11 protein-coding genes are annotated in these 11,233 nt (G+C 42.0%); all 11 read right to left on the reverse strand.

The window, feature by feature from the left end:
- Positions 1–2 precede the first annotated feature (2 nt).
- Genes CBW18_RS09425 through CBW18_RS09475 form a run of 11 tightly spaced genes read right to left on the reverse strand, consistent with a single transcriptional unit; the run spans position 3 to position 11,230 of the window.
- The gene (locus CBW18_RS09425) at positions 3–986 is read right to left on the reverse strand and encodes a glycosyltransferase family 4 protein (protein WP_088301030.1); all 984 of its coding nucleotides are present in this window, start codon (positions 984–986) and stop codon (positions 3–5) included.
- Positions 983–1,870 (reverse strand): NAD(P)-dependent oxidoreductase, encoded by an 888-nt coding sequence (locus CBW18_RS09430; protein WP_088301031.1) that lies wholly within the window; start codon positions 1,868–1,870, stop codon positions 983–985. The genes CBW18_RS09425 and CBW18_RS09430 overlap by 4 nt, the downstream gene beginning before the upstream one ends.
- Positions 1,867–2,616, reverse strand: coding sequence for a glycosyltransferase family 2 protein (locus tag CBW18_RS09435; protein ID WP_088301032.1), 750 nt, complete (start codon positions 2,614–2,616; stop codon positions 1,867–1,869). Before CBW18_RS09435 ends, CBW18_RS09430 begins: the two co-directional genes overlap by 4 nt.
- Positions 2,613–3,659 carry a glycosyltransferase family 1 protein gene (locus tag CBW18_RS09440; RefSeq protein ID WP_088301033.1) on the reverse strand — a complete coding sequence of 349 codons (1,047 nt, stop codon included), beginning with the start codon at positions 3,657–3,659 and terminating at the stop codon, positions 2,613–2,615. Before CBW18_RS09440 ends, CBW18_RS09435 begins: the two co-directional genes overlap by 4 nt.
- The gene (locus CBW18_RS09445; RefSeq protein ID WP_088301034.1) at positions 3,656–4,642 is read right to left on the reverse strand and encodes a glycosyltransferase family 2 protein; all 987 of its coding nucleotides are present in this window, start codon (positions 4,640–4,642) and stop codon (positions 3,656–3,658) included. Before CBW18_RS09445 ends, CBW18_RS09440 begins: the two co-directional genes overlap by 4 nt.
- Positions 4,643–4,644: 2 nt before the next feature.
- Positions 4,645–5,946 carry an O-antigen polymerase gene (locus CBW18_RS09450; RefSeq protein WP_088301035.1) on the reverse strand — a complete coding sequence of 434 codons (1,302 nt, stop codon included), beginning with the start codon at positions 5,944–5,946 and terminating at the stop codon, positions 4,645–4,647.
- Entirely contained in the window at positions 5,947–6,936 is a 990-nt protein-coding gene (locus CBW18_RS09455) for a glycosyltransferase family A protein (RefSeq protein ID WP_088301036.1), read from the reverse strand.
- Positions 6,885–7,862: a glycosyltransferase gene (locus tag CBW18_RS09460; RefSeq protein WP_088301037.1), complete on the reverse strand. Its 978-nt coding sequence runs from the start codon at positions 7,860–7,862 to the stop codon at positions 6,885–6,887. The genes CBW18_RS09455 and CBW18_RS09460 overlap by 52 nt, the downstream gene beginning before the upstream one ends.
- A 30-nt stretch (positions 7,863–7,892) precedes the next feature.
- Positions 7,893–8,711 carry a DUF5672 family protein gene (locus tag CBW18_RS09465; RefSeq protein ID WP_088301038.1) on the reverse strand — a complete coding sequence of 273 codons (819 nt, stop codon included), beginning with the start codon at positions 8,709–8,711 and terminating at the stop codon, positions 7,893–7,895.
- A gap of 2 nt (positions 8,712–8,713) precedes the next feature.
- Positions 8,714–10,162, reverse strand: a complete 1,449-nt coding sequence (locus CBW18_RS09470) for a flippase (protein WP_088301039.1) — start codon at positions 10,160–10,162, stop codon at positions 8,714–8,716.
- Positions 10,163–10,165: 3 nt separating this feature from the next.
- Positions 10,166–11,230, reverse strand: coding sequence for a lipopolysaccharide biosynthesis protein (locus CBW18_RS09475; RefSeq protein ID WP_088301040.1), 1,065 nt, complete (start codon positions 11,228–11,230; stop codon positions 10,166–10,168).
- Between the last annotated feature and the right edge of the window lie 3 nt (positions 11,231–11,233).

The raw sequence follows: 11,233 nt of genomic DNA on the forward strand, positions 1-11,233 counted from the left end.
TTTTAACTATTTTCTGCGTAGGTGCGATCAACCAACTGCCTTTTGCCCTGAATGATCAACCGGGACACTACAATAAACGTACCTGTTATCACCAAAACCAGCGCAAGATAAGATAATTTGTTTACAGACCAGTAAATCACCCCCGCATTAACGGCCAATTGTACCATACAATAAGCCGTGGCCACTATTAAATGTGGCTTTTTTTTCTCATTCACCAGAAACTGATAAAAATGAGTGCGATGGGCTTCCACAATATTTTCCCTTCTGATCATCCTGAAAATTATGGTGCTCACCACATCCAGACCGTAGACCAGCAGTAATAAAATATAATTGAAGTTTTCAGTTACCATAATGAGCCGGAGCATAAAGAAAAGCATGATAAAAGCGATACTTACACTGCCCACATCTCCGGCAAAACACCTCGCTACCCTCCGGAAGTTGAAACAATTGAAAACCAGTAGCGCAATAATGGCCGCCAGCAGCATCCGTTGATCGGTAAAGGATACGATTTTAATATTGATGTAACACAATGTCAGTAAAGTAACCAGCGCATACCCACCAGTTATCCCGTTGATGCCATCCATAAAATTTACGGCATTGATGCTGCCGATGACAAAAAACAAGGCCAATACCACGAGATACCAGGGCAAAACAAAGAGCTGCAGCTCATAAAACAGCAGGGCTACTGCAAGGAGGTGCACACTGAAACGTAACCTGGCTTTTTGTGGTTTAAGGTCATCCAGAAAGCTAACCGCACTGATCAGGACCAAACCCAATATGAACCAGCCATACTGGAAACCAGAAAAGGCAAATTCAAGCAGCAAGGCCATGGGAAAAATAATTCCGCCGCCCCTGATGGTATGAACAGCATGAGAACTCCGGGCATTTGGCTTGTCGATAATATCATATTTATCTGCAATCCGAAGGTAGAGCAACATCATGCCAAACAGCACAACCGTAAATAAAATCAGGGTAAAGTCAATCATATCTTAAAATGTTCCAGAACAGCTCTGGATTGCCAGTTGGTTATTGTTCTGGCCTTTTGATCTGTAAAAGTTAAAGTATTGGTCATTTTTTCCAGCTTCCGGATATTGATCGGGAATCGCGGGCCTAAAAAATTCCCTACATAGGCCATGGTCCTGATTAAAACATATGGTATAGCTTTTGGCTTTCTTTTACCCAGCTGTCTGGCCATCAGATGGGAAATTTCACTGAAACCCGGATGATATCCATCTGTTAAGTGGTAAGTGCCGCCAATCTGGTAAATCTTTTCTATAAAAACAGCCACATCCTCAATGAGCACCATGCTCTTTTTTACAGGAGGAACCTTGATGTCAAAGTAATAGCCTTTGGCGATGCCCTTGATCATGGCCTGTAAATTACCCGGAGGATTTTTACCCGCCAGCAGTGGCAGGCGGAGAATGGTACAAACCACATCATTGTCCCGGCACCATTTTTCTACCAGCTGCTCCGCTTCAATTTTACTCTTTCCATAAGGGTCGGTAGCACCTAAAGGATGATTCTCATCAATTAGCACCCCATGTTCCAGGCCATAAACGGCAATGGAACTGATGAAGACAAAATACCTGGGTAAACGGGCTGCCTGACTCAATGCCTGAAGCAAACGGCGCGTACCCCCCACGTTTACATGTTCAAAGGCGGCACTTTCTGCTGCTGTTCCGGGAACAGCGTGTGCCTTACCTGCTGCATGGATAACCAGGTCTGCAACAGGAAGTAGTGGAAGTTCCTGTTGCAGATCCGCCCTCACCTCACCTGTTGTTCTGCCCAGGCGGATCATGGTTTCAGCAGCGAAATGATGGCCAATAGCCTTACCCAGAAAACCATTGGCACCTGTTAATAGAATGGTCATCTGGCAAATTGAATTAATCTTTTAACCATTCTTTTAGGCATCAGCAGAAAAGGAGCCTTAAAATTATTGATTTTCCATGCCCTTAAAATTTCCTGGTTGCCCCGAACGATATTTTTAATACTGGCATTGGTTGCACCACCCAAACGCATTTTAACAAATAAACGATTGATATACCGGCTCTTATACCGGTTAAGTTTAAAAACCCGCAGCATCAACTCATAATCTGCAGCCAGCCGCATATCCAGGTTAAATAAACCAACCTGTTGATACACTTCACGCTTCACAAAAAGTGAGGGATGCGGCGGTACATGGCCATCTTCAAAAAACGTAGGGTAGTAGCTTTTCGAAGTCCACCGGCGAACCACCTGGTTCAGGTCGTTATTTTTAACGTACACCAAATCTCCATAGAGCATATCCAGTTCAGGGTCTTGCGCAAACACCTGCATCACTTCCTTCAACACATTCGGGTCTGCATATACGTCATCCGAATTCAGAATACCGATGACATCGCCTGTACAATGTGCTATACCCTTATTCATGGCATCATAAATGCCCTGATCAGGTTCAGAAATGACCTGGCTAATGGCTTTACCATAACGACGGATCACATCCATGGTGCCGTCTGTTGATTTGCCATCAATGATCATATATTCTATATCGTCATAATCTTGACCTAAAACAGAATCAATAGCTGTTTGAATGGTTTTATGGTTGTTGTAGACTACAGTAATGATTGAAATTTTCATTGTCCTAAATCGTGGTATACCTGTAGGGTTTCGTGGAAACATTTCTCCCATGAAAATTTACCGGCCTGTGTTTGCCCTTTCTCTTTCAGTAATGCCTCATTCCCATTAATCTGTAGAATGGCCTGTTCAAAAGCATCAAGATCGAGCTCATCTACCAAAATCCCGGCATTTCCGGCTACTTCCGGAATAGAAGATTGATTTAAGGCTACAAAAGGAGTTCCAGTTTTCATCACTTCGAGTAAAGGAATTCCAAAACCCTCATATGAAGAGGGATAAATTAAAGCATAAGCCGCATTGTACACCCGGTTTAACTGCTCATTGTCTATATTAGTGAACATCTTCCACCTGCCAGGAATTTTTTGGTTCAGTAAACGGATTTCTTTTTCCGAAAGTGACGAACCTACTATATAAAAGTTAAAATCGGTTAGTCGGCCTAAAAGTTCAACGGCAAAATTAAAATTTTTATAATGGGCTCTTGATCCGATAAAAAGCAGATAGGGATTGAGCTTTTGATTACAGACATCATTAAGCGGATAGAAGCTTTCGGAGACACCATTATAGATTACCGCAATGTTTTCCTCCTTTAAATAGGGATGAAAGTGAAGTAAATCCTGTTTGGTATGCTCAGACACGACAATAATTTTTTCAGCAAGGCCGATAGCCTTATTTTTCTGATGAAGGTGCAGGTACCGGCGTAAGCCGCTGTAAAACTTTTCGTGTACAAAATCGTGAATGGTCAGCACCTGCTGCGCATGAGGATTGGAAGTAATGCGGTTATAGCTGGAATGAAAAATAAAGGGATCTTTTTCTGCTCTTAAAGACAGTATCTTAAAACGGTTGAATAAAAGTCGTCCGCCCTGCGTCAGGGTTCGGCTTTGTTCAGGAATATGTAAGCCTGCACGGGAAATATTCTGATGAGGCAATTCTGTAAACGTCATTTCATACTGATCACGCAGCAGCCTGTAAATCAGCTCCGTCCAGTAAGTGGAAATGCCGCCTGCCCTTTGCAGGCTGTAAATAATATTATCAAAGTGTATCTTCATTTAAATCCCCCAGTCTTAACCTTTGCCATCACCTTTTTGCGCAACAGGAACAAAGTATACAGGTAAACGACATTTTTGCCTAAACCGATTTTAAAAATATGGTATCTCCACATGGTCCTGAACAATGCCATAAAGCTTTTCTGATACTGGTGAAGAAAACTGCTGATCATCTTCACCTGTTGATCAGACAATTCATTCTGGTAACGGTCAAAAAAAGACTGCAGCAATTCGTAATTATGGACCAAAGGCTTCAGCATATAGGTTGTGTCGCTGAAGTACCGGTTAAACCGGCTCATGAAAGTCATTTTGTTTACATTACCACTTACATTTTTTTGATGCTGCCGGTAAAGGATGAGGTCTTCATCAATTAAGATATTTTTACCAAAAGCACCAATCACCAATGCAGCATAATAATCATGGTTAACCGACTCGGCCGGAATGTGTTTTATTTTTTGGACGGCCGCCCGGTTTAAGATCATGGTGCAGCCCCAGGCATAGTTTTCATTCATTAATACCGGTAAACTGAGCTGAGCGGGCAATGGCAGGCGGGCATCGATCCGATGATCATGCTCATCAATAAAGGTAAGGTTGGCATAACAAAGCAATGGATAATCTGACCCATAAATCGCTTCATTTTTTAATAAACCTGCAAGTGAACGCTCCAGCTTGTTCACCAGCCAGATGTCATCCTGATCTGCAAATAAAACATATGATTTATTGTTTTCATAAGCCCAATCGAAAAGCTGGGAAAAATTGCGACAGGCAGAACCATGCACCGAACCATACTGAATACATGTCACGCGTGCATCTTTTCGCACATAGCTGTGAATGATCTCAGGAGTCGCATCGGTAGACCGGTCATCACGAATGATCAGCTCCCAGGCTTCATAGGATTGATTTAAAATACTATCCAGTTGTTTCTCTAGGTATTCGGCACCATTATAAGTGGCCATCAGGATTGTTAATACCGGTGCTTCTTTCATGTTTATTTAATGGCTATCCGGTTGACAATGAAAAAGAAAGCCACAAAAAACATGTGGTAAAAATTTGTAAATGAACTCATAAAGATGCAGAATATAAATAAGGACCATTCTACAATATAATATTCGCCATTTTTAGACATGTAATTTTTAAAGGCATTCATGGATAAAAACCCATATAAAAAATTCAGGACGATTACACCAAACCACCTGAAATCCAGAAATGGATCTACCATATAAGTCCCGATTTTGGTATATGAACTGTATAGCGGCGGATAAATGGCATTTTTATCAATGGGTAGTACGGTAATAAGGGGTCTGGCAGAATAGGCCCCATAACTAACATAATCATCCCGTAAAGCCGTACTGACAATTTCATTTCCGGTAGAAAAATTAACGGCCCCATACAGGGACAGGTAGGTTTCAATAATATTGGTGGGCTTGGTAATATCGCCGTAATCCCTTAAAAATTCATTGACGGACATTTCTTTATCGTCTTCTGCTGAGCCACCCCGCAACTGGCCCAATATAACAAACAGGACGATACAGGCCGCACCGATAGAAAAAAGCCGGAGTAAGGGAATGGTTTTATAATAGCTGTAGGCAATCAGCATCGAAAAGAAAAACAGGACGATGATTTGCCGGCTGAAAAAGTTAAGGATAATAAAAACGCAGACAAAACTGAGTGCCAGAAACTGCCAGAAACGTAAGGTCTTTTTCTTATACAGGATATAGAACATGGCCGGCAATACCGAATTGAGTACAATAAAGTTATGCAGGGGGGTAACATCATTTTCATTGATATCCTGGTACACGGCGGCATTTCCTAAATTTAGTACCGGTAAATAACCCAACTGGCCTACTTCCATGATAAAGACGCCTATACCCGCTATAAAAACCAGTAATAAAAAGGCCAGGCTTAACCTGGGGCTTAACGGCTGGATATAATTTTTAAGACTAAAGGAAAATGTTTTCATGGATACCAGCCCGCCAATGATAAAAAAGGCTACGCTAAAAGCCAATACCAAAACAAACTGCCATTCGTACCCCATTTGCCTGTCTGAAACCATCAGGAAGGAGAAACCGGCGATGTATACAAAAATGCTGTAAATGGTAAAAGGGTTGATGATTTGCCCGAACCTGATCACGGAGAAGACCGATAATCCCTCTGCTACCAGCAGGAAGGTGGCAAAGGGGACGAGCTCTTCCAGGCTGCAACCCCATGACGCATACCTTGCCAGCAGGTAAACATCTATAAACAGCAATGCACCAATAATGAGTACTAATATATAAGGTTTAATACCCATTTATCTGATCGTTTTATACATCCTGATGCCTAATTTTAACATTCCCTTTTTGAGCAGGGGCCACTCCTGAAGCGGATTTTTTACAAAATTACTGAAAATATACCCAAACGCCTTTAAAACACCGAGCGAACGTACTTCATGAAGGGCCAGTAAATCCAGGTTCAGTTTCTTTAACCATGCCATTGCTTTTGGATCCTGTAATGTGGAAAGTGCCTGATCCATATGGTTCCGGACCACTACTTCGCCTAAAAACATGTTTCTTTTATTGTTGATGGCGCTTTTTCCATGTACCCTGATCAACGCGCAGGAACGGTCATCCCCGTCAAAAATAAAATGCGGATGGTGCATGGCCACCTTAAACCACAGCAACCAGTCTTCATTGTTTTTCAAATCCTGATCAAACAGGCCTGCTGCGATGATGAGTTCTTTTTTTACCAATGGACTATTGATGGTTAAGATATTATTGGTCACCTGCCTTTTTAAAAGTTCAACATCACTTAAGGTTTCCGCTGCTAAAAAGCCGGCAGGATATTTCTGAATTTCTTCTCGTGCTGTAGCTTCTCCGGTAAAAAAGACTGCTTTAGAAAAAACCAGGCCAGCACCTGATGTTTCTGCCAGGGCCACCTGAATGCTTAATTTCTCTGCACTCAAGAGATCATCGGCATCTAAAAACTGAAGGTATTTGCCTTTCGCCAGCCGGATGCCCGCATTTTTTGCGGCGGATGTGCCCCCGTTTTTCACCGGATGAAAAGTGATGCGATAGGTTGGATGCGCCGCGATAAAGCCGGCCACCACTTCGGCGGTATGGTCTGTTGAACCATCATCAATGATGATACACTCCCAGTGAAGGTAGCGTTGTTTGATGATGCTCTGCAGGGTTTCTACGATCAGATGACCATAATTGAAAGCAGGAATAATAATACTCACCAAAGGTTCCATCATAAAGCTTCCTGTATTTTTTCCTGAATCACCTGCCAGCGGTTTTCCCATTGATGATGGCGAATCACATGATTATAATTCCGTTCAATCAGTGCATGATAATCCTCATAACTGGCCAGAACATTGAGCATCTGGTCTCCGGCATGGTCCATGTCAATCTCAACGATCGGATTATAGCCGAATAATTCTGCCATATCCGAAGGTAAAACACCGACAATCAAACATTTGGAAGCCATTGCCTGAAGATACCTTAACGTCATGGAAGAAATATATTCTGCCCGGTGAGGGTGAGTGATATTAGAGGGTACACAAATGACAATCTTAGCTGCCGCCAGTGCCGCAGAAAAAGCAGGCTTATCAGGAAAAAGTAAATTCATTCCCGGTTTCCTGTAGACGTGATGCTTTCCGTTGAGCTGAAGCGGCCCGGTGATCAGATGATGGTATTCATCATACATCCGGCCAAATTCAAGCACATCAATTTCTTTGTCATGGTATGCCTTGAAATGATAATCCTGAGCAGATAAAGCTTCGGGAAGCCAGATGGCCCGGCATTTAATATGGCTATAATTCTGATTAAAATTCTCCATCACCTGTTTAGAGGAGAAGAATACATAATATACATTAAAAAAATCAAGAAGCGGGAAAATCCAGCGGTGAAACCTTGGCCACACATCGTACATGTACACAAAGTTCAGTTTTGTTTTAAAAGCATAGGGAATAAGCAACCTGAAATCGCCGCTGATCATGGAAACAAAATTAACAGCAAGTTCCTGTTTAAATCTTAACCGCAGTTTAAATAAGGATGGATACCGGGTCAGTTTTCTAACAACGAAAGACTTAAAACGGGAGTGTTTAAGCATTTTACGCGCTGGGTCAAAACCTGCAGGTGCCTTTTCTATTGTACGGTATAACTCATCAATACAATCAAGAAAGTATTCTCCATCATTGGATTGCAACAGGCGCAGTTTTATTCCCATAGATTACAAATGTGCAAATTTTTATAAACTTTAATCAACCTTAATATGATACCCGTATGCGTTGATGTGCTTTTGCCAGAACGCTAAATTATACTTCCACCAGGCATGGCAGCCAAAAGGCAATTTGTGGTGATTCAGCTCAAACAATACCTCTGGGTTCACTTCAAAGCTGAATTTCATGGCTTCACCGATTGTGGGTAATTTGAAATCAGGAAAATTATGAGGAATCACTTCTGACCAGAACAGATCTTCATTGATGATGGGCTGAAAAGGATAACCAGCATAAATATAAACCATCTGGTGTTTGATATAACGGTAAAAATTGATGTAAAACGGCCGGTTTGTATCATCAAATGTGCGGGTAAACTTCAGTTTTTTAAACTTCGTGACCACTTCATAACACTTTCTCACCTTCCGAAGGCAAAAGCCGCCATTGCCTAAACTCACCAGCGGACTATCTGTTCCGGCCAAATCATGTCCTTCAAACAGCGGTGCTCCGATATTATCGTATCCCTTTTTACACCAGTCCATCAATTCGTCCCTAAATACAAAGGCATCCAGTTGATGAATGAGCATAAAATCGTAAGCTAAAAAGCTGGCATATAAACCATGGTACTTCATTAACCGGTTATAAGCCGGAATATCGGCAAAAAACTGATCGTCATAAAGCTTATAACCGGCCTGATGATTAAGCACATAATTGTGATTCCGGATAAAGCCTTCCAGTCTTCTGGGTGCGATAAAATAGATATCATGGTTAGCCAGTATCCGGAAACACTGATCCATGGAGATCTGCTCAAATGAACCAATCTGATCTGTATACACCGGAATTACAACACAAGCTTTCATAATTAAATTTTTTGTAAAAACTTTAAGGGGCCAAAACCTGCCAATACTTCTAAAACATTCCTGTTTTTCCAAACCCATACCTGCATAAACAGATAAACCAGGCCGCACAGGGGCACGGTAATGATGACAACCACGATAGGCAGGCTGCTGATTTTCAGCACCAGCATTTTAATCAGAAAAAACAAAGCCGAAGTAAATAAGGCCTGTAATGTTTCTAGCACAGGAAACTTTACCTTAAACAGTTTAAACGAAAAAAAGAACAAAAGCATGGTTACACTGCATTCTGTAGCCAGTGAACTAATCGCTGCACCATTTTGCTTATAGATGGGGATCAGTAAGAAATTTAAACCCAGACTCACAAAAACGCCGAACAATGAGGCATACAGAATTTTACGCTCCTGATGCAGGGGCAAAAGAATCTGATGTGCAAAAACCTGTGCCATACCCACAAATACCACAATGAAACATAGAATTTGTAAGGAGCTTACGGCCGGCAAATATTTCTGACCGGCAAATAAGCGGATAATTTCTTCTGACAGGCAATACGTACCAATGGCAATGGGAATACTTAAAAATACCACAAAGTTGATGGATTTGTGCAGCAGTAATCGGGCCTCCGCCCAGTTTTCGGCTTTAAAAGCAATGGTCAGCCTGGGTAACAGCACTGCTGATAAAACGCCAATGACGGCCAGCGAAATTTTACTGATCCGCATGGAAGCAGAATAATAACCTACATAGACATCACTGGTTAAAAAGCCCAATATGATGGTATCAAAAACCAGGTAAATGGTGGTGATGATGCTATTGGAAAAGATAATGAAGAGTGGTTTCAGGTGGTGCCGGAGGGTCAGGTTTTTAAAAGAGATTTTGACCAGCTTACTGACAGAATACATATTGGTAGCAGCAGCCAGCAGGGTAGCCACCAGATTTAGGGCATAATAGATATTCCGGTCGGCCACCGTATGCACCAGGGCAAAAAGCAATATGATGGTGAATAAACGGATCAGCACCGTGCGGATGGCAATGTATTTGAATTTTTCTATGCCCTGAAAAAACCATTCGGCAATAAAAACATTACCCAGTAAAATGGCCATCCCGATTTGATAAAGCTGAAAATTCGCAAATAACTTATCACTGGATAAGCTGATGCCCAGCAATACCACAATGGAAATTAATGAAGTAACGAGGTGGATGAAGATCAGTTCGGAATACACACGTCCGAGTGCGATGGAATCATGTTTTACCTTCGCAATTTCCCTTACGCCATATAAGGGAATACCCAGTGCTGAAAAAATTAAAAAGTAGGTAATAAAATTATCGGCAAAGTTTACGGCACCCATACCTTCAGGCCCCAATATGCGTGAAGCATAAGGGAAGGTAACCAACGGAAATAAGATTTGAGAAACGGATAAGAGTGTATTAAAGACAATATTTTTCTTTAAGCCCGACATGCATTATTTAATCATCAATAAAAATCCGCGTCTTACCAATAACAGTACCGACATTAAAAATCCGGCCAGGAAGAAGCCAACCACCATCCCCTGGGTTTTGGTGGTCGCCAGTTTGGTTAAAGGTAAAACCGGTGCATCGATCATCTGAATTAAGGGCATTTCCTTGCGTTGTGATACTTTTGACATTTCCAGGTTTTTCACCAGCTCCGTCAGAATGGCTGTATTGGCCTGTGCATCCACCTGTCTCCGTTGGGAGGGTACCTTCAGGATTTGCCTGGCCGGGTTAGGATTGGGATTGGCATCCGTTAAAGAAGCCATACCAGCCAGTGCGCCGTTTAATTCCCGCTTCACTGAATCGGTTTGATGCTGCAGAATGGCCACGTTCTGCAATGATTTTTTTGTCTTCGTTTGCACATAAAATTCATTCACATTCTTGACAATCTCATCATCAAATGCCTTGGAAAATAATTCGTCTTTAGAAGTCACCTGAACCTTTAAAATACTTAATTTCTTATCAGGCTTGGTGACCACCAGGTTGTTTTTCCCGATTTCTTTAACGACTTCACCAAGAACACTGTCCTGAGCCCTGGTTAAACGGTCATTTTGTTTTAGCTTAAAGTTGATATTTTTCAGCACCGGATGTTTGGCCCATTTCTCCTTCAGGTGATTAAATTCCAGGTACCGATCAATCAATAACTGTTTTTTGCCATTAAAATCAGCCTCATTTAAAAGTGACTTCTGGATCATGTTCCTGGATTTATACAATTCAATGAGATTATCACCTTGAAACACTCCTCCGTTTCCTGAACCGCCAATGTCAATACCCACCATAGAAGCCAAACCCGCCATCTGTCCGAGGCTTCCGCCGCCATTTGCATCTTCCAGAGCAAAAGTACTTGCCGCTACATACTTTGGTTTTTTATAGGTCGCATAGAGGTAGCCCAATACCATGCCGCATAGGCAGCCGATCAGCATGATCAGCCATTTCGACCGGAGATAGGATAACCACTCATTTGTTTTGATGGCCAGTTCCTTCAGCGTAACTTCTTTATGATGGATTTCAGACATGGC

Source organism: Pedobacter sp. AJM (assembly GCF_002197755.1).
Taxonomy (GTDB): Bacteria; Bacteroidota; Bacteroidia; order Sphingobacteriales; family Sphingobacteriaceae; genus Pedobacter.

Coding starts and splice junctions, on each gene's coding strand:
- CBW18_RS09475 (WP_088301040.1), bottom strand. CDS start 11,230: ATGTCTGAAATCCATCATAAAGAAGTTACGCTGAAGGAACTGGCCATC.
- CBW18_RS09460 (WP_088301037.1), bottom strand. CDS start 7,862: ATGGGAATAAAACTGCGCCTGTTGCAATCCAATGATGGAGAATACTTT.
- CBW18_RS09445 (WP_088301034.1), bottom strand. CDS start 4,642: ATGAAAGAAGCACCGGTATTAACAATCCTGATGGCCACTTATAATGGT.
- CBW18_RS09455 (WP_088301036.1), bottom strand. CDS start 6,936: ATGGGAAAACCGCTGGCAGGTGATTCAGGAAAAAATACAGGAAGCTTT.
- CBW18_RS09470 (WP_088301039.1), bottom strand. CDS start 10,162: ATGTCGGGCTTAAAGAAAAATATTGTCTTTAATACACTCTTATCCGTT.
- CBW18_RS09435 (WP_088301032.1), bottom strand. CDS start 2,616: ATGAAAATTTCAATCATTACTGTAGTCTACAACAACCATAAAACCATT.
- CBW18_RS09425 (WP_088301030.1), bottom strand. CDS start 986: ATGATTGACTTTACCCTGATTTTATTTACGGTTGTGCTGTTTGGCATG.
- CBW18_RS09465 (WP_088301038.1), bottom strand. CDS start 8,711: ATGAAAGCTTGTGTTGTAATTCCGGTGTATACAGATCAGATTGGTTCA.
- CBW18_RS09450 (WP_088301035.1), bottom strand. CDS start 5,946: ATGGGTATTAAACCTTATATATTAGTACTCATTATTGGTGCATTGCTG.
- CBW18_RS09430 (WP_088301031.1), bottom strand. CDS start 1,870: ATGACCATTCTATTAACAGGTGCCAATGGTTTTCTGGGTAAGGCTATT.
- CBW18_RS09440 (WP_088301033.1), bottom strand. CDS start 3,659: ATGAAGATACACTTTGATAATATTATTTACAGCCTGCAAAGGGCAGGC.